This window comes from Pandoraea horticolens (assembly GCF_902459555.1).
In the GTDB taxonomy this organism is placed as follows: Bacteria; Pseudomonadota; Gammaproteobacteria; order Burkholderiales; family Burkholderiaceae; genus Pandoraea; species Pandoraea horticolens.
In genome coordinates, this window is the sequence record NZ_CABPSM010000019.1 from 1 (window position 1) to 18,679 (window position 18,679).

Consider the following 18,679-nt stretch of genomic DNA (forward strand, 5'->3'; position numbering starts at 1 on the left):
TAGTCAAAAACACAGTCTTATGCCTACCCGTTATTGTAAGTGGGTGACTGTGTCCGGCGTTTCAGGGGGCCGCTCCAACTGCTCAATGTGCAGTCGCTCCGCGGCCCGGGCAAAGTGAAGTTCCTCAACAACGGCCATGAGACATCGGAGGTGACGAAACTCCATGACTGCCCCCTCTTCATCTCACTTACCTTTCCGCACCGAATTCCAGATGGCACATGACGTATCCGAAAACAACAGCGTCATCGCAAAACCAATTGACCAATGGATACCCTGAATGAATGCCCGCTGCCAAGTCACATGTGCCGGGTATCCCGGTTACCGCACTGCCAGTCGCATCATGAACTCCGCACGACTACCGTCGCACGCTCGCGACGCCGCGTCATCCAGATGCTGAGCAGGAAGCCGGCAACCAGCGGTACCAGCATCCAGCAGAGCCCCACACGCATCGCCTGAGCGTATGCCGCTGCGTCGCTACCATTGCCAAGCACAGCAAAGAACGCACCGCCAATGCAAGCCGTCGCGAAGGCAGCGCCAACGTAGAGCATCGCAACAATAGCTCCAGCGATCATGCCAGCGCGTCCTGCATCTACGTTCGTCAGTACGATCCGCTGCAATGTCGGGAGCGCCATCCCTTGCCCTGTACCAGCGATTAGCAAGCCGAAATAGAACCCAGAACCTGGGACACCATGCCCCAACTGCATTGCGCAAAGTGCGAAGCCGCTCGCAAGGCAGCCGAACCCGAGCGGCAACAAACCGTCTCCGATGCGGCGCGCGAGCCATGGTGTTGCGAGTGGACCGAGCAGGTAGCCAGCGCCATAAGGCGCAAGGCCAAGACCGGACCGCAAAGGCGTCCAGCCAAGTCCTTCCTGCAGGAAGATGCCGTACGTGAGGAAAAATGAGGCTATACAGTAGAAAAGGAATGCCAGCAACAGTCCAATGGCTACGACGGGACGGCCAAGCACTGAGACATCGACGAGAGGGCCGCCCGATCGGAGCTCGATGCGTCGCTCTAGCCCAATAAACATGACGAACGCCGGCACACTCAGACCAAGACTCCATAGCATCCACACCGGCCAATGAAGCTCACGCCCTGCGGTTAGTGGATAAATTAGCATGATCAACGCGATTGTCAGTGTGACCACTCCTGGCACATCGATACGCGCACGGTGCTCCGCGCGATTTTCCGGCAGAAATCGCCATGCGCCGCCAAGTGCGAGCAGGCCAATTGGCACATTAACGAGAAAGACGACGCGCCAGTCGAGTCCCCATGGATGTAAGTCGATTAGCGCACCGCCACCGATTTGGCCAACCACAGAGGCAAGTCCAAACACGAATCCATAGATACCCATCAGTCGCGCCTGCATCTGTATGGGAAAAACCGTGCGGATTGAAGCGAGGACCTGCGGTGTGATGAGCGCGGCGCTTATGCCTTGCAGAACCCGACCGGCAACCAATTGCGCTCCGCTGGTCGCCACTCCACATAGCGCTGACGCTACAACAAATGCCGCCATCCCGATCATGAAAACGCGGCGACGCCCATATAAGTCGCCAAGACGCCCGCCCGTAATCAGCATGACGGCGTAAGCGAGCGCATATGCGGAAACCGTGAACTGGATCTGTGCCTCACTGGCCTTCAGGCCGACGTGTATGGCTGGCAACGCCAGATTGACGATGAAGTAGTCGAGCGGCGGCAGAAACACGCCGGCGAAGAGCGAGGCGAGCGCGAAGCGGCGCTGCAACGGAGATGCTTCGATAGCCATGTGCGAATTCGAAAAGAGGAATGACGTGCTTCACACGATAGCAATGGGTGGCACAATCGCATAAACCCGCTTTTGGAAAATAGATCAGTCCACTTTTCAATCATGAACAAACGCGCTACGCTACCGGTCTGGGGGACTTTCATCGTCGATCCGGCGTCCGCTCTCCCGTTCCAGGAGCAAATTGCCAGTCATTTACGCAACGCTGTACTGCGTGGTCACTTGCGTCCTGGCGCGCGGCTGCCGCCATCGCGGTCGTTTGCGGCGGAACTGGGTGTATCGCGGCAGACCGTCGTGCTTGCCTACGATCGACTGGTCGCGGAGGGATATGCACAAGGGCGACGCGGCTCCGGCATCTACGTACCCGATGTGCTTCCGGAAGATCTCGCGCCGCCTGCCATCGGACGTGAAGTGTCGGAGACCGCAGCGCGCGACGATGCCTACCGAGGGCTTTCCAGGCGTGGCAGCGGGCTCGTCAAGCTACCCATTACGCCGGTACCGCGCGGTCCTGGCCTGCTGGCGCCAGGTACACCTGCCCTCGATGCGTTTCCGTATGACACCTGGGCGCGCCTGTCCGCCCGCTTCTGGCGTAGCCGACCGTCCATCGATCAACTTGGTTACGCCGATCCGGCAGGCTTTCTGCCGCTGCGCGCCGCCATTGCCGAACATCTGGGCGCGACGCGTGGCCTGCCCTGCGGCGCGGACGACGTCGTAATCACATCTGGCTCGCAGCATGCAATCGAGCTGGCCGCGCGCTTGCTCACCGACCCAGGCGACGCCGTGTGGGTCGAAAACCCGGGCTTTATTGCCGGACATAGCGCGATTGAGAGCGCCGGAGCACGCATCGTGCCAGTGCCGGTCGATATGGAAGGACTCGACGTCAATGCCGGCATGCGTCTCGCCGGTGAAGCACGTCTTGCCGTCGTCACACCATCGCATCAATATCCTCTGGGTGTAACCATGAGTCTGCGGCGCCGGCTCGCCCTGTTGGACTGGGCTGAACAAGCGAGTGCGTGGATTGTCGAGGACGACTGCGATGGCGACTATCGCTACGCAGGCCGACCGCTGCAACCGCTACGCGCACTCGCTCGGCAGTCGGCGGCGAATCGTGTCGTCTACGTCGGTACGTTCGCAAAGGTGCTCGCGCCCGGTCTCAGGCTCGGTTTTTTGATAGCGCCCCCCAGTCTTGCCGGCGCGTTCGCGCATGCCCGCGGGCTGGTCGACAGACAATCACCGCCGCCTCTGCAGGTCGTCCTCGCGGAATTCATTGGCGAAGGACATTTCGCCACACATCTGCGCCGCATGCGGATGCTCTACGCAGAGCGGCGAGATGCGCTACTGACCGCGCTTGAACGTCATTGTCCCGATGTACTCGACTGGGGTACTGCTCCGAACGCCGGACTGCATCTCGTCGCTAGGCTGCGCGATGCGGACACACCGGATGTTGACCTTACGGTGTGGGGCGCCGCAGCGGCGCTGGGGTTGCAAACGCCGCCGCTGTCACCTCATTTCCGGACAGGTGGCGAAGCCGGGCTCGTGATCGGATTCGGCGCAACGCGACCCGACAACATGTCGGGCGCGGTTCGAAGGTTGCGGCGTGCCATCCGCGGCTAGCGGCCCATGTCCCGATGTATAGATATGATCTGCATTGAGAAATCCAGACCACGGATTGGTTGCGTAACTAACCTTCAAATCGCTGGGGCGTCCACCGCGCTAGCGCGAAGCGCCGTCAAATCAGCTTGGTGTCCGAAAATCCCCCAGTTCTCTTCAGGGATTTCATGGATCACGACATAGACCGGAGCCACGGAGGTGCTGGCCGGACGGCGATCGAGAATGCTGGTTGCGCCTTCGATCAACTTGCACTTCCCAGCGTCATCCAGACCCCCGGCGATCACGTAGATTTGGAGTGTGACGACCGGCATCCATGCAGGAGCACCGCCCATAAATACCGAATCAGCGGGATAGTCGGCAAAGTAGATCCACACGGTGCTGATCACCAACGGCGAGTACGGCAGCGACTCGCAATCAAGTCCTAGTTGAGTGAGCGAACTCGCGATTTGCTTGCGATCGTCGGCACTAAAGGTGCCTGCGGGTGAATGAATGATGAGCGTGGGCATGTACGGACCACCGTGATCTGGATTCGGGGTGTGAAGGATGCAGCCCGAAGACGGCATCCCGTTGCGGCAACCTAGATGGTCTGCCCGCCGGAGACTTCGATACGCTGGCCATTGACCCAGCGGTTGTCGGGGCCCAACAGGCTGGCGACCATCGGGCCAATATCATCGGGCACTCCCACGCGACCGAGGGCCGTCATGCTGGCGAAAGCCTTGTTGTAGTCTGGGATGTCGCGCACGGCGCCACCCAGGAAGTCGGTTTCGATGGCGCCGGGGGCCACGGTGTTGACGGCGATCCCGCGCGTACCCAATTCCTTGGCCATGTAGACCGACAGAATCTCCACTGCGCCCTTGGCGGCCGAGTAGGCAGAAAAGCCCGGGAACGAGACGCGCGTCAGCCCCGAAGAAAAGTTGACGATGCGACCGCCGTCGGCGAGCAACGGCAGCAACGCCTGGGTGAGGAAGAACACGCCCTTCACGTGGACATTGAACAGGGAATCGAACTGCGCCTCCGTAGTAGCCGCAAAGTCCGCCATTTCGCCATGACCGGCGTTGTTAACCAGATTGTCGAGCGTGTCGCAGCCCCAGGTGTCGGTGAGCGCCTTGCGAACGGCAGCGACGAAGTTTGCAAAGGAGGCCACATTGCCCGTATCCAGTTGCAGAGCAACAGCTTTGCGGCCGAGCGCCTGGATTTCAGCGACGACGGCGTCGGCTCCCTCTTTGCCGCCCCGGTAGGTGACGATCACATCACCGCCATGGCGGGCGATGCTCAGTGCGGTGTTACGGCCGAGGCCTCGGCTAGCGCCAGTGACGAGAGAAATGGCAGTCATGGAACGCTCCTTGTTGGTGTGAGACCAGTGTAGGAACTCCCGCCCTGCCCGGGTTGCTCGATCATGCGAGATTCTTGCTCGATCGTTTTTTCTTGCCCTAAGAACGGCTAACAACTCTAATACAGATAGGAAAATGACGGATGAAATGATTGCCTAAATCCATGAAAGCACTTACCCAATCCTCCGGTCGGGCCGAACCCATCGCCCACAGCTCCGATGGCTCGCTGCTGCAACTGGCGCGCCGCTACGCCGACGCACATATCAATCCCGAAGGTGTCGCACCCACCTTGATCGATGGCATAGTCATCCTCCGTGAGACGGCGGCGTCCGCGCTGCAATATGCAATCAACAAGCCGCTGGTGGCCGTGGTACTGCAAGGCGAAAAACGGGTAACCATGGGCAATCGCAGCTTTGATTTCGGCGCTGGTCAGTCGCTTTTGATCAGCACCGACGTGCCGACAGTCAGCCAGATTACAAAAGCGAGCCTGGCAGCCCCATATTACTCGCTGGTCGTCGAGCTCGATGCGGCCATCATTGCCGAGTTAGTTGGCGAGATAGGCGCGCTCCCCTACGTGATGGATCAGCCAGTGCGAGTCGATCCAACCGAGGCGGAGGTTGCCGAGGCCGCGCTGCGCCTGCTCAAGCTGCTGGAGCGCCCCGCCGCACTGGCAGTGCTAGGCCGCCAGTTGGTGCGCGAACTGCATTTCTGGCTACTGTCCGGGCAACACGGTAGCGCCATTCGTGCGCTGGGCGTCACCGATAGTCACACGCAGCGAATTGCCCGCGCAATCTCAGTCATTCGCGAACAGTATGCCAAGCCAGTGCGGATGGAAACGCTGGCCAATGCCGCGGGCATGAGCCTGTCAGGCTTCCATACGCATTTCCGCAACATCACCACGCTAACGCCCCTGCAGTTTCAGAAACAACTCCGCCTACTCGAAGCGCGTCGGTGCATGCTGGTCGAAGGCACGTCGATCACCCGCGCCGCTCATCACGTCGGCTACGAAAGCGTCCCCCAGTTCACCCGCGAGTACGCCCGGATGTTTGGTCAACCACCGGCGCGCGACATTCGCCAAGCGCGCATGCAAACTAGTGCTTCCGTGTTGATTTCCACCAAATCCTGACCACAGCGGCTAGTGGGGCCAGGATATGCCTTGGGGTGATGGGCAGCGCCATCATGTCGGCTGTGTTGCCGCTCCTCAGGGCGCAGGGCCCTTCTTGAATCCTCGATCCCCCGCCATGAATGCCTCCCGCATGTGCGGAGTCAGCGTCGCGGCATCGATCGCCTCACCATACGCCTGCGCGTGCAGCGCCGCGTAGCGGTCGAGGTCGAGGTCGAGGTCGAGGTCGGCCTTAAGGCTGACCGGGCACGCGAAGATCAGTCAGCAGGATCATGCGTAACGCCAGCCGGATGGCCGGATAGGTCGCCACCGATTCCATCCGTCGCGCCATCAGGCGGATCTCAAGCGGCGACAAGCCGCGATCCTTCACCTTGTTGCACAAGGCTCACAGGTCGTCGGAGGCGATTTCGCGGAGCTAGCGGTTGTCGAAGGCCGGCAAGATGTCCCGATCGACGATGCTCTTGCGCATCGCCTTGGTTCTGTCGGCCATCCGGGTGCCCGCCAGCCACTTCCCGGTCATCTCGCCGAATGTCTTGGCGGCGGTCAGGCGGCGCTTCTCGCGCTGCTTCTCCGGCGCGGGGGACTTGCCCTGAGCGACGGCCTTTTTGGCGTCGATCAGCTTTTCACGGGCAAGAGCCAGCGAAATACCGGCAGGTCCGTAGCGGCCAATGGCAAGAGTTTCGCGGCGTCCGTTGAGGCGGTAGTAGTAGCGGAAGGTGACGGTACCGGTAGGCGATACCGTTACGTACATCCCGTCGCGGTCTGAAGCCTTATAAATCTTGGACTTAGGCTTGAGATTGCGCAGCGCTGTGTCGGTAAGCATCGAGGTTTTTCTCCTGTTTCGTGACGGCCTTTACCGTCAGGGGCCAGGAGATCTGCTGATGCCGGGAAAGCCGCATAAAACAAGCTTTCCCGAGAAGACCTTTACCGTCAAAGACGGCTTTGGTCTGGATAGTGAACAGGACCGGTCTTAATCCGACCCTCAGTTCTTACCGGCAATTCCACCGCCAACTTGTTCCGCTGACCGGCGATAGCCACCGATAGCTGTCGTGACGCATTCCCCCTTAGATCAACACGTTACGACAGTTTTTCGATAGCCTGCGATAGTCCCCGGAGGACCTGATCTCACTCCCATTCGATCGTTGCCGGCGGCTTGCCCGAGATGTCATAAACAACGCGGTTCAACCCACGAACTTCGTTGATGATGCGATTCGAGACCTTGCCGAGCAGGTCGTGCGGCAGGTGTGCCCAATGCGCCGTCATGAAGTCTTGCGTCTGCACAGCGCGCAGCGCCACGACCCATTCGTACGTGCGGCCATCGCCCATCACGCCCACACTCTTGACCGGCAGGAATACCGCGAACGCCTGGCTCGTCAATTCGTACCACGTCTTGCCGCTGTTCGGCTCGACCGTGTTGCGCAACTCTTCAATGAAGATCGCATCGGCACGACGCAGCAGGTCGGCGTAGTCGCGCTTCACTTCGCCCAGAATCCGCACGCCCAGCCCCGGGCCCGGGAACGGGTGACGATAGACCATGTCATGCGGCAGCCCCAGCGCCACACCCAGCTCGCGCACTTCGTCCTTGAACAGATCGCGCAGCGGCTCAAGCAGCTTCAGACCCAGCGTCTCCGGCAAGCCGCCGACATTGTGGTGGCTCTTGATTGTCGTCGCCTTCTTCGTCTTCGCGCCACCCGACTCGATCACGTCCGGATAGATCGTGCCCTGCGCCAGCCACTTCGCGTTCTTCAGCTTCTTCGCTTCGGCCTGGAACACTTCGACAAATTCACGGCCGATGATCTTGCGCTTCTGCTCCGGATCGGTCACGCCCTTCAGATGGCCCATGAACTGGTCAGCGGCGTCGACATGCACGACCTTCGCGTGCAGACGCCCCTGGAACATCTCCATCACCATGTGGCCTTCGTTCAAACGCAACAGACCGTGATCGACAAACACACACGTCAGTTGATCGCCGATCGCGCGATGAATCAGCGCCGCCGCAACGCTCGAATCTACGCCGCCCGACAGGCCCAGAATCACTTCCTCGTCGCCCACTTGCTCGCGGATTGCCTTGACGGCTTCCTCGATGTGATCGCGCATGATCCAGTCCGGCTTCGCGCCGGCAATCTGCAGCACGAAACGCTCGAGCAATTCGCGCCCCTTCACCGTATGTGTGACTTCCGGGTGGAACTGCACCGCGTAGTAGTTGCGCACCACGTCGGCCATACCGGCAATCGGGCAGCTCGGCGTCGACGCCATCAGCGCAAAACCCGGCGGCAATTGCGTGACCTTGTCACCGTGACTCATCCACACCTTGAGCATGCCGTGACCTTCGGTCGTACGGAAATCCTCAAGGCCCTCGAGCAACGGCGTATGCGCATGCGCACGCACCTCGGCGTAACCAAACTCGCGATGGTTACTCGCCTCAACCTGACCGCCCAGTTGGACCGTCATCGCGAACATGCCGTAGCAAATGCCCAGCACCGGCACGCCCAGATCCCACACCGCCTGCGGGGCGCGCAGATCCTGATCCTCATATGTGCTCGCGTGGCTACCCGACAGAATGACGGCCTTCGGATTGAATTCGCGAATGAACTCGTCCGAAACGTCGTTCGGGTGAATCTCGCAGTAGACGCGCGCTTCGCGAACGCGGCGGCCGATGAGCTGGGTGACTTGCGAGCCGAAGTCAAGAATGAGGATTTTGTCGTGCATCGTGAGGTACGGAAGAAGTGGATTCGTTGGACGTCGGCGCCGTGGCGGAAGGCACAGGCGTGACAGTGCCGGTGCTGCCCGCAGGCGCGACCGGCGTAGTGTTGACGGAGGTAGAGCCGCCCCCAGGCGTCTCCATGCGCGGCTCAGCGCGCGTGCCTCGGGCCTCGTCGAGGGCCCGGGCATCGGCGTCATCGTACGGTGCGTTGCGCCGGGTGTCGCTCACGGCACCCCCACGCGCTCCTCCGCCGGCATGCTGCGCCGCCTGCACGCGCTCTTTCGTGCGCACGCTCGACGCCAGCTTGACGAGAATGGCGCCCACCACCAACAGGACAGCACCAAGCGCCGGCATCAACAACTTGCCGCCCCCCGTCACCGCCAGTTGGCCGGAGATCAGCCAGCCCAGCACGAACGCACCGGTCACCCAATTGATATGCCCCGTCACTTTCGCGACGGTCGCCGTCAACTGGCCGTTCACGGTGGCGTGCCATTGCAGCCAGGCCACGCCGATGAAGGCTACACCGAGCGCCTGCGCATAGAGCACGGGCGATGGCGCGGGCACTTCAATGGCCGCGTACAGCGATGACCAGAACGACGCAATCAGCAGCACACCAAGTGCCAGATTCAGCGCCGCATTGAGGAACAGTACCGTACGCAACATGGCCTTCATGGGCGATTACTCCACGTGGTAGTTGGGGGCTTCCTTCATGATCTGAACGTCGTGCACGTGCGATTCGCGCATGCCGGCGGCCGTGATTTGAACAAACTCGGCGTTCTTGTGCAGTTCTTCGATCGTCTGGCAACCCAGATACCCCATCGACGAGCGGATACCGCCGGTCAATTGATGGAGAATGGCGTTCACGCTGCCCTTGTAGGCCACGCGGCCTTCGATACCTTCCGGCACCAGCTTGTCGGCGTTGTTCGCAGGATCCTGGAAGTAACGGTCAGCAGCCCCATCCTTCATCGCGCCCACCGAGCCCATGCCGCGGTAGCTCTTGTATGAACGGCCCTGATACAGGAACACTTCGCCCGGCGCTTCTTCCGTGCCGGAGAACATGCTGCCCATCATCACGGTGTGCGCCCCCGCGGCCAGCGCCTTGGCGATGTCGCCCGAGTAGCGAATGCCGCCGTCGGCAATCAGCGGAACGCCCGTACCTTCGAGAGCTTCGGCCACATTGGCGATTGCCGTGATCTGCGGCACACCGACACCGGCCACGATACGCGTCGTGCAGATCGAGCCCGGGCCGATACCGACCTTGACCGCATCTGCACCGTGTTCCATCAGGGCCCGCGCAGCACCCGCCGTGGCGATATTGCCGCCCACCACTTCAATCTGCGGGAAATGCTTCTTGACCCACTGTACGCGGTCGAGCACGCCCTGGCTATGGCCATGAGCCGTATCGACCACGATCACGTCGACGCCGGCAGCCACCAGCAACTCGACACGCTCTTCATTGTCCGGACCCACACCCACTGCCGCGCCAACGCGCAGCTTGCCGTGCTCGTCTTTGCTCGCGAGCGGGTGCTCGGTCGCCTTCATGATGTCCTTGACCGTCATCAGGCCGCGCAGCTCGAAAGCATCGTTGACGACCAGCACGCGCTCCAGGCGGTGGCTGTGCATCAGTTGCTCGGCGTCGGCCGGCGAAGCGCCTTCACGCACGGTGATGAGCTTCTCCTTCGGCGTCATGATCGCGCGCACCGGCTCATCCAGGCGGCTCTCGAAACGCAGGTCGCGGTTAGTCACGATCCCGATGAGCTGTGCGCCCTCGACGACCGGGAAACCGGAAATGCCATGCTGGCGCGACAGCGCGATCACGTCGCGAACCTTCATGTGCGGCGGAATCGTGATCGGGTCGCGCAGAACACCCGACTCAAAGCGCTTGACCTTCGAGACTTCCCGCGCCTGCTCGGCCGGCTTCAGATTCTTGTGAATAATGCCGATACCGCCCTGTTGCGCCATGGCAATGGCAAGACGCGCTTCGGTCACCGTATCCATGGCGGCCGACAACAAAGGCATGTTCAGGATGATGTTGCGCGTGAGCTTGGTTTTCAGCTTGGTGTCGCGCGGGAGAACGGCGGAGTACGCCGGGACGAGGAGCACGTCATCGAAAGTGAGTGCTTTTTGGATCAGACGCATGGCAAATCCTGTAGGCGCAAAATCGAATTATACAGAAATCGCGAGTTGCATGGAACGTCCGCCCCCACATGTCAAGGGGCTTTTTCCCCGAGAGATGACTCGCGTACGTTTCGCTCCCCTTTTGGGTCGGCGCCCCGGCCCGCTGAATGCCGGATTTCACAATCGGCACGCGTCGGCCCCATGCTATTCTTGCGCCCTTCCTGCACCGCCCTGACCGGCACAACCGGCGCACCGGGCGGTACGGATCACCGACATCTCGATACCACGAACCACGGGCGCGAACTTCATGGGGCAAGGCATTTCTTTCGGATTGGCGGCGGGCGCATTGTGGGGACTGGTCTTTCTGGCCCCTCGCCTGCTGCCCGGCTTCTCGCCGCTGGAACTGTCGGCTGCCCGCTACGTGCTTTACGGGCTGGTGTCAGCCGCGCTGCTCGCGCCGCTCTGGGCGCGCCTGCGGCATACCGTCACTGGCCATGACTGGCGCGCGTTATTCCGGCTGAGTCTGGTCGGCAACCTCATCTATTACCTGTTCCTCGCCGGCGCCGTACAGATGGCCGGCATCGCCCCCGCGTCGCTGATCGTTGGCGTGCTGCCCGTGACGGTCACGCTGGTCGGCAGCCGCGATCACGGCGCCATGCCCCTGTCCCGGCTGGCGGGCCCATTGGCGCTGGTGGCTGCGGGTATCGTCTGCATCAATGTCGACGTGTTCGCCCACGCCTCGGCAAGTGGCGGGGACTGGCGGCTGACGCTCGCGGGCATCGCTTGCGCCGTCGGTGCTCTGGTGAGCTGGACCTGGTACGCCGTGGCCAATGCCCGCTATCTGGCGCGATTCGGACACTTCACGAGTCAGGAATGGTCGTTGCTGACAGGCGTCGCCACTGGCGTTCTGGCCTTGGCGCTGGCTGTCCCGGCCGTGTTGCTGCCACCCCCGGCAGCGACCGAAGTGCCGCGCGACTGGCAAATGTTCTTGATCGTGAATATCGCCGTGGCGATAGGCGCATCGACTATCGGCAACGCGTTCTGGAATGCGGCGAGCCGGCGGCTGCCGCTGACCCTGTCAGGCCAGATGATCGTGTTTGAAACGCTGTTCGCGCTGATTTATGGCTTCATTTACGAACAGCGCGTACCGCGCCTGCTCGAACTCGCGGCCATTGTGTTGCTGCTCGCGGGCGTCAGCGCGTCGGTACGGCTGCATTCACGGGGATCGACACACTGACCGGTGCAGGGCCGGGAGTCTGTCGCCGGCCTAGCTCCCGCGACGGCTCCCCAGCCACTTCTGCCCTTCCCGGCTTCCCTCGTTACGCACTTTCTCAACACGTCGCTGACGCGCCACCTTGGGGTCAGCCTTGAGCACGCGGTAGATCTCGACGCGATCGCCCGCTTCCACTACGGCGTCGAGCACACGAACCTTGCCGAAGACGCCGGCTTTCATGCGCGCGAAATCCAGCTCGGGAAAGCGTTGCAGCACACCGCTACGCTCGATCGCGTCACGCATTGTGGCGCCTTGCGGCAACGTCAACGGAATGATCGTTTGCTCGTCAGGCAGCGCATAGCAGACTTCGACATTCAGCTCATTTGACATACACGGCCTCCGCGCGCTTGACGAACGCGTCGACGAACGTATTCGCAATGTGACTGAACACTGGCCCGATGACCTTCTCGAGCAGAAAATTCGCAAATTCGTAGTGAAGGCCGAACTCGATCTTGCAGGCGTTCTCGCGCAGCGCGGTGAATTTCCACGTGCCGTGAAAACGCTTGAAGGGCCCTTCGACGAACGTCATTTGAATGGAGTCCGGACGCGTCTGAATATTGCGCGTCGCGAACGAATGCTTCAGCCCCTTGAAGTCAATCATCAGCGACGCCTCCATGCTGTGCTCGTCCTGATGTCGAATCTCGACACCACCGCACCAGGGCAGGAATTTGGGGTAATCGGCGACATTGGTCACCAGGTCGTACATCTGCTCATCGGAGAAATGCACGAGAACGGTTTTACTGACTTCGGCCATCGTCTGTCGGGCGAGGCGTTCGCACGGCACGCCTGCGATCGATGCTGCATCGACCCCCGCGCGTCGCAAGCCGCCTCTTGCCGAGACTCTTTGTTAAAATCGCTATTTTACCCGAGCCCGACTCACCGGGTCCGACCAAGTTACCCGCCAAGGATCCATGAGCATCATTGACAACAAGAAGGCCTTCTTCGATTACTTCATCGAGGAGCGATACGAAGCCGGGATCGCGCTCGAGGGGTGGGAAGTCAAGGCAATTCGCGCCGGGCGGGCGCAGATCAAGGAAGGCTATGTCGTCATCAAGAATGGCGAGATATTCCTGATCGGCACGCACATCAGCCCGTTGCAAACCGCATCGACGCACATCAAGCCCGACCCCGTGCGCACCCGCAAGCTCCTGCTGAAAGCCGACGAAATCAAGAAACTCATCGGCAAGGTGGAGCAACGCGGATACACGCTCGTTCCCATCAACCTGCACTACAGCAAAGGTCTGGTGAAATGCGAGATCGGGCTAGCCAAGGGCAAGAAGCTTCACGACAAGCGCGAGACGGAAAAGAAACGCGACTGGGATCGCGAAAAAGCACGTTTGATGCGCACACCCACCTGAGACGCAGCATCGGCATGGTGCGCGCGATACAGCCAACACGTTTGCCAACCACCAAAAGAAAACGGCCCATCTGGGCCGTTTTTCATTGTTGCGCCAGTTTAGCGCCGGGGAGTCGAATTACCGAAGCCACCAACACCGCCGCCATCGCCTCCCGGGGTCGATCCCCCTTCGGTGCCGCGCACGATCTTGAGCGCCGAAGCAATCATGCCGCTCAAATCCGTGAGATTGCCCGGCACGATCAGCGTGTTGTTCGTTTTGGCGAGATTGCCGAACGCGTTGACGTATTGCTCGGCCACCTTGAGGTTGACGGCCTCCATGCCGCCCTGCGTCTGAATCGCCGTCCCAATCTTTTGAATGGCCTCGGCGTTCGCCTCCGCCACCGCCAGAATGGCCGACGCCTCACCTTGCGCCCGATTGATCGCCGCCTGACGCTCACCTTCGGACTTCTGGATAGCCGCTTCGCGTGCGCCGGTCGCCAGGTTGATCTGCTCCTGCCGCTTGCCTTCCGATGCCGCGATCAGTGCACGCTTCTCGCGCTCGGCCGTGATCTGCGCCTGCATGGCGTGCAGAATCTCTTTCGGCGGAGTGAGATCTTTGATCTCGTAACGCAGCACCTTCACCCCCCAGTTCGACGCTGCCTCATCAAGCGCATTGACCACGGTGTGGTTGATGAACGCGCGCTCTTCAAACGTCTTGTCGAGCTCAAGCCTGCCGATCACGCTACGCAGCGTCGTTTGCGCAAGTTGCGTGATGGCCACGATGTAGTTGCTTGAGCCGTACGACGCCTTCATCGCATCGGTCACCTGAAAGTACAGAATCCCGTCGACCTGCAACTGCGTGTTGTCATTGGTGATACAAACCTGACTCGGCACGTCGAGTGGTACTTCCTTGAGCAAATGCTTATAGGCCACGCGGTCCACGAACGGCACGACAATCGAGAGCCCCGGCGTGAGGGTCGCATGGTATTTACCGAGACGCTCGATCACCCACGCATGCTGCTGCGGCACGATCTTGATCGAACGCGCCGCAATGACCACGGCGATGATAAAAACAATAAACGCGACGTTGGATAGATCGAACATGTTTCCCCCTGAAGCGCCCGCCATTACGGCAGGCTGGTTCCTCGTCACCCACGATGGCAGGCCATGCATCGTAACGGAACACAGACCCGATGCGACGTGGACGCTCGAAAACGAGCTATCCCCTAGCGGGTAATGAGGTAATGCCTAACTCTCACGTAGATGCATGGACTCAAGTCGCCCCGCAATCACACCGTCACGTGTGCAACGAACAATCGACTGCCACGCACCTCCCGGATAACAAACCAACCTGCATCTGCGGCCTCACCGGGCATTAGCTCGACATCCCACTCCGCGCCACGGTACATCGCCCGTGCACGGCCATCAGCCTGCCACGTCTCGATATGCAATTGCTGCCCGATGTCCAGATTGGTGTTGGGATCTGCCGTTGCGTCAACCTTGATACGCCGCCGGCCAAACCGGCTGCGACGCAGGAACCAGACGGCCACGCCCGCCACCACCGCTGCAATCACCAACTGCAGCGGCCAGTCGATGCGCAATACCGCCGCGATGCCGCCAGCCGTCATGCCGAGCGCCACCATCAGGAGATAGAACGTTCCGCTTGCCAGCTCCAGCACCACGGTCAATCCGGCAACGCCGAACCAAAGCCAAGCTTGCTCCATCACAACTCCCAGACATAAAAAAACCCCGGTGTATTACCGGGGTTTATAGCACGAAACCAACCGATCAGCGCTCGCATCCCCAAGGATTGCCCAGCCTTTCGGTTGCGTCCGAGATGCCGCTCGGACGCGTCCCAACTCAGGTCGTAATCGTGACGATTACTTCGCCAGCTTGGCGAGTTGTTGCCACGTTTCGATGACCGTATCCGGGTTGAGCGACATCGAGGCAATGCCTTCCTTCGCCAGCCATTCGGCCAGATCCGGATGGTCCGACGGGCCCTGACCGCAGATGCCGACGTACTTGCCCTTCGACAGGCACGCCTTGATCGCGCGGGTCAGCATGAACTTCACGGCCGGGTCACGTTCGTCGAAGTCCCTGGCCAGCAGTTCCATGCCCGAATCGCGATCCAGACCCAGCGTGAGCTGCGTCAGGTCGTTCGAACCGATCGAGAAGCCGTCGAAGAACTCGAGGAACTCGTCGGCCAGAATGGCGTTCGACGGCACTTCGCACATCATCACCAGTTTCAAACCGTTCTCGCCACGCTTCAGACCGTAGCCAGCCAGCATGTTGACCACACGCTCGGCCTGACCCAGCGTACGCACGAACGGCACCATGATCTCGACGTTGGTCAGACCCATTTCGTCACGCACGCGCTTGAGTGCACGGCATTCCATCTCGAACGCTTCGGCGAAATCTTCCGAGATATAACGCGACGCACCGCGGAAACCCAGCATCGGGTTTTCTTCGTCCGGCTCGTAACGCGAACCGCCGATGAGCTTCTTGTACTCGTTGGACTTGAAGTCCGACAGACGCACGATCACGCTCTTCGGATAGAAGGCTGCGGCGATCGTGGCAATGCCTTCGGCCAGCTTGTCGACGTAGAACGCACGCGGCGATGCATGACCACGCGCCACCGATTCAACCGCCTTCTTCAGATCGGCGTCGATGTTCGGGTACTCGAGAATCGCGCGCGGGTGCACACCGATGTTGTTATTGATGATGAACTCCAGACGCGCCAGGCCCACCCCTTCGTTCGGCAGTTGCGCGAAGTCGAAGGCGAGTTGCGGGTTGCCCACGTTCATCATGATCTTCACCGGGATCTTCGGCATTTCGCCGCGCTGGATCTCGGTGATTTCGGTCTCGAGCAGACCGTCGTAAATCTTGCCTTCGTCGCCTTCGGCGCAGGAGACGGTCACGAGCGCGCCATCCTTGAGCACGTCGGTTGCATCACCACAGCCGACCACTGCCGGCACACCCAGCTCACGCGCGATAATCGCCGCGTGGCAGGTACGGCCGCCACGGTTGGTCACGATGGCCGATGCACGCTTCATCACCGGCTCCCAATTCGGGTCGGTCATGTCAGCCACCAGCACGTCGCCCGGCTGCACACGCTCCATCTCGCTCGGGTCCATGATCACACGCACCGGACCTGCACCGATCTTCTGACCGATGGCTCGGCCCGTTGCCAGCACCGGGGCATCGCCCTTGAGCTTGAAGCGTTGCTCAACCTTGCCGACGGCCTGGCTCTTGACCGTCTCCGGACGCGCTTGCAGGATGTAGATCTTGCCGTCCTTGCCGTCCTTACCCCACTCGATGTCCATCGGACGACCATAGTGCTTCTCGATGATCAGCGCGAACTTGGCCAGTTCGACGCAATCGTCGTCGGTGATGGAGTAACGGTTACGCAGCTCCATCGGCACATCGATGGTCTTCACGCGGCCCGGCTCGCCCGGTTGCGTGAATTCCATCTTGAGGAGCTTCGAGCCAAGCGTGCGGCGAATGACCGGGTACTTGCCTGCCTTGAGCGTCGGCTTGAAAACGTAGAACTCGTCCGGGTTCACGGCGCCCTGCACGACCGTCTCACCCAGGCCGTAGCTGGCTGTGATGAAGACGACGTCCTGGAAACCCGACTCGGTGTCGATCGTGAACATCACGCCCGACGCGCCGCAGTCCGAGCGAACCATGCGCTGCACACCGGCAGACAACGCCACTTCGGCGTGCGTGAAGCCCTTGTGAACGCGATACGAGATGGCACGGTCGTTGTACAGCGAGGCGAACACGTGCTTCATGCGATCAAGCACGTCTTCGATACCGACCACGTTCAGATAGCTTTCCTGCTGCCCGGCGAACGAGGCGTCCGGCAGATCTTCGGCGGTTGCCGACGAACGCACGGCGAACGAGGCGTCCGGCTGGCCGTCTGCGATGCGCGCGAACTGCTCGCGGATCTCCTTCTCGAGCTGCGGCTGCAGCGGTGCGTCGACGATCCATTGACGGATTTCGGCACCGGCTTCCGCGAGCGCCTTGACGTTATCCACGTCCAGACCCTCGAGGCGTTGGGCAACGCGCTCGGTCAGATTGTTGTGGTGCAGGAACTCGCGGAATGCGAAAGACGTCGTGGCGAAACCACCCGGCACGCGCACGCCGGCGCTGGCCAGTTGGCTGATCATTTCGCCAAGCGATGCATTCTTGCCGCCGACCGACTCGACGTCGGTCATGCGCAGATGCTCAAACGGCACCACGTAGGCGCCGTCGTGTGCTGCGTTAGTCATAAAAAGCCCCTAAGGTAAGAAAAAAAATTCTCGGAGAATCGGTTGGGACTGACGTGGACCGATCGACCTGTTGGATAAGAAATCGCGCTTGGGCTGCGTCGAGAACCAGGGGCTAGCACCCGACGACCTGCATCGAGCCATCGGAATTGCCCGCTGCGCCCCGCCAGACGGGCCTGAGGCCGGGCAGCGCGCGATGGCTGCGCAATTGCTTATCCAACAAGTTGCCGCTATTCTACCGTGCAATGCACCAATTTGCGATTCTGCGCATGAGCGACTCCTCGACTACCGGAAATTCCCCTATGCCCTCCGCCGCAGCGGCCACACCGGTTGCTGCACGCCCGGTCTTCATCGTGTCCGACGGCACCGGAATTACCGCCGAAACGTTCGCGCATTCGATCCTCGCACAATTCGAAATGCGTTTCCGTCAGATTCGCGTTCCGTTCGTGGATTCGGTCGATAAAGCCTATGAAACGGCACAACGGATCAATGAAATGTATCGAACGGAGAATGTCCGGCCGATCATTTTCAGCACACTCGTCGACGCGCGGGCCAACGAGATTCTGCGCAATTGCCAGGGCGTGATTCTCGACATGTTCCAGACGTTCATCGAACCGCTGGAAGTGGAGCTGGGCCTCAAGTCGATGCACGCCATCGGCCGCGTTCACCAGAACGCCGACAGCGAGGCCTACAAGAACCGGATCGAGGCGGTGAACTTCTCGCTCGCGCACGACGACGGTCAGTCCAACAAGAATCTGCAAAGCGCCGACGTGATCCTCGTAGGCGTATCGCGCAGCGGCAAGACACCGACCACGCTCTATCTCGCCATGCAATACGGCGTGAAGGCCGCGAACTATCCGTTGATTCCGGAAGATTTCGAGCGCGAAAAGCTGCCCTCCACGCTCGATCAGTACAAGGACAAGATCTTCGGGCTGTCCATCGATCCGCAACGGCTCTCGGAGATTCGCAACGAGCGTCGTCCGGGCAGCAAGTATGCGTCCCTGGAAAATTGCCGCTACGAGGTCAACGAGGCCGAGGCGATGATGCGCCGCGAAGGGATCAAATGGCTGTCGTCGACACACAAGTCGATTGAAGAAATCGCCACGACCATCCTGCAGGAAATCAAACTGGAGCGTGACGTCTACTGACGTCTTT

16 protein-coding genes and 3 pseudogenes are annotated in these 18,679 nt (G+C 60.8%); 5 read left to right on the plus strand and 14 right to left on the minus strand.

From position 1 onward, the window contains the following. Positions 1–78: 78 nt before the first annotated feature. Positions 79–165 (minus strand): annotated as a pseudogene (locus PHO31112_RS27435) (LysR family transcriptional regulator); the annotation flags it as partial. 173 nt (positions 166–338) lie between these two features. Continuing rightward, positions 339–1,763, minus strand: coding sequence for an MFS transporter (locus PHO31112_RS23020; RefSeq protein ID WP_150623469.1), 1,425 nt, complete (start codon positions 1,761–1,763; stop codon positions 339–341). A 102-nt stretch (positions 1,764–1,865) separates the two neighbouring features. On the opposite strand from PHO31112_RS23020, the gene pdxR reads away from it, so the two are divergent. After that, positions 1,866–3,374, plus strand: coding sequence for a MocR-like pyridoxine biosynthesis transcription factor PdxR (gene pdxR, locus PHO31112_RS23025; protein ID WP_150623471.1), 1,509 nt, complete (start codon positions 1,866–1,868; stop codon positions 3,372–3,374). Between the two features lie 74 nt (positions 3,375–3,448). Here pdxR and PHO31112_RS23030 read toward each other — a convergent pair whose 3' ends face one another. Beyond that, on the minus strand, positions 3,449–3,877 hold the full coding sequence (locus tag PHO31112_RS23030; RefSeq protein ID WP_150623473.1) for a tautomerase family protein: 429 nt from the start codon (positions 3,875–3,877) through the stop codon (positions 3,449–3,451). A gap of 71 nt (positions 3,878–3,948) precedes the next feature. Then, a complete protein-coding gene (locus PHO31112_RS23035; RefSeq protein ID WP_150623475.1) occupies positions 3,949–4,704 on the minus strand; it encodes an SDR family NAD(P)-dependent oxidoreductase in 756 nt (251 codons plus the stop codon). Between the two features lie 161 nt (positions 4,705–4,865). Between PHO31112_RS23035 and PHO31112_RS23040 the strand changes: the two genes are divergently transcribed. After that, positions 4,866–5,828 carry an AraC family transcriptional regulator gene (locus PHO31112_RS23040; RefSeq protein WP_150623477.1) on the plus strand — a complete coding sequence of 321 codons (963 nt, stop codon included), beginning with the start codon at positions 4,866–4,868 and terminating at the stop codon, positions 5,826–5,828. A gap of 75 nt (positions 5,829–5,903) precedes the next feature. On the opposite strand, the gene PHO31112_RS23045 is transcribed toward PHO31112_RS23040, so the two are convergent. The 5 genes and pseudogenes from PHO31112_RS23045 to guaB form a co-directional block, all read right to left on the minus strand. Continuing rightward, positions 5,904–6,086 carry a DUF2274 domain-containing protein gene (locus PHO31112_RS23045; protein WP_150623580.1) on the minus strand — a complete coding sequence of 61 codons (183 nt, stop codon included), beginning with the start codon at positions 6,084–6,086 and terminating at the stop codon, positions 5,904–5,906. Next, a pseudogene (locus tag PHO31112_RS23050) lies at positions 6,076–6,648 on the minus strand (tyrosine-type recombinase/integrase); the annotation flags it as partial. The pseudogene PHO31112_RS23050 and the gene PHO31112_RS23045, both read right to left, overlap by 11 nt. A gap of 302 nt (positions 6,649–6,950) precedes the next feature. Beyond that, positions 6,951–8,534 (minus strand): glutamine-hydrolyzing GMP synthase, encoded by a 1,584-nt coding sequence (guaA, locus tag PHO31112_RS23055; protein WP_150623479.1) that lies wholly within the window; start codon positions 8,532–8,534, stop codon positions 6,951–6,953. Then, positions 8,509–9,201: a hypothetical protein gene (locus tag PHO31112_RS23060; protein WP_150623481.1), complete on the minus strand. Its 693-nt coding sequence runs from the start codon at positions 9,199–9,201 to the stop codon at positions 8,509–8,511. Before PHO31112_RS23060 ends, guaA begins: the two co-directional genes overlap by 26 nt. Positions 9,202–9,207: 6 nt before the next feature. Beyond that, positions 9,208–10,668, minus strand: a complete 1,461-nt coding sequence (guaB, locus tag PHO31112_RS23065) for an IMP dehydrogenase (protein ID WP_150623483.1) — start codon at positions 10,666–10,668, stop codon at positions 9,208–9,210. Positions 10,669–10,954: 286 nt separating this feature from the next. Between guaB and PHO31112_RS23070 the strand changes: the two genes are divergently transcribed. Further along, the gene (locus PHO31112_RS23070) at positions 10,955–11,884 is read left to right on the plus strand and encodes a DMT family transporter (protein WP_150623485.1); all 930 of its coding nucleotides are present in this window, start codon (positions 10,955–10,957) and stop codon (positions 11,882–11,884) included. A gap of 30 nt (positions 11,885–11,914) precedes the next feature. On the opposite strand, the gene PHO31112_RS23075 is transcribed toward PHO31112_RS23070, so the two are convergent. Both PHO31112_RS23075 and PHO31112_RS23080 read right to left on the minus strand, forming a co-directional pair. Then, positions 11,915–12,250: an RnfH family protein gene (locus PHO31112_RS23075; protein WP_150623487.1), complete on the minus strand. Its 336-nt coding sequence runs from the start codon at positions 12,248–12,250 to the stop codon at positions 11,915–11,917. Next, positions 12,240–12,674, minus strand: coding sequence for a type II toxin-antitoxin system RatA family toxin (locus tag PHO31112_RS23080; RefSeq protein WP_150623489.1), 435 nt, complete (start codon positions 12,672–12,674; stop codon positions 12,240–12,242). The genes PHO31112_RS23075 and PHO31112_RS23080 overlap by 11 nt, the downstream gene beginning before the upstream one ends. A gap of 154 nt (positions 12,675–12,828) precedes the next feature. Here PHO31112_RS23080 and smpB point away from each other — a divergent pair. Further along, positions 12,829–13,278 (plus strand): annotated as a pseudogene (gene smpB, locus PHO31112_RS23085) (SsrA-binding protein SmpB); the annotation flags it as partial. Between the two features lie 98 nt (positions 13,279–13,376). On the opposite strand, the gene PHO31112_RS23090 reads toward smpB, so the two are convergent. From PHO31112_RS23090 to ppsA, 3 genes are all read right to left on the minus strand, one after another. Then, entirely contained in the window at positions 13,377–14,360 is a 984-nt protein-coding gene (locus tag PHO31112_RS23090) for an SPFH domain-containing protein (RefSeq protein WP_150623491.1), read from the minus strand. Between the two features lie 185 nt (positions 14,361–14,545). Next, positions 14,546–14,980 (minus strand): NfeD family protein, encoded by a 435-nt coding sequence (locus tag PHO31112_RS23095; protein ID WP_150623493.1) that lies wholly within the window; start codon positions 14,978–14,980, stop codon positions 14,546–14,548. A 156-nt stretch (positions 14,981–15,136) separates the two neighbouring features. Continuing rightward, the gene (gene ppsA / locus PHO31112_RS23100; protein WP_150623495.1) at positions 15,137–17,527 is read right to left on the minus strand and encodes a phosphoenolpyruvate synthase; all 2,391 of its coding nucleotides are present in this window, start codon (positions 17,525–17,527) and stop codon (positions 15,137–15,139) included. Between the two features lie 299 nt (positions 17,528–17,826). Between ppsA and ppsR the strand changes: the two genes are divergently transcribed. Beyond that, positions 17,827–18,672 carry a posphoenolpyruvate synthetase regulatory kinase/phosphorylase PpsR gene (gene ppsR / locus PHO31112_RS23105; protein ID WP_150623497.1) on the plus strand — a complete coding sequence of 282 codons (846 nt, stop codon included), beginning with the start codon at positions 17,827–17,829 and terminating at the stop codon, positions 18,670–18,672. Positions 18,673–18,679: the final 7 nt, after the last annotated feature.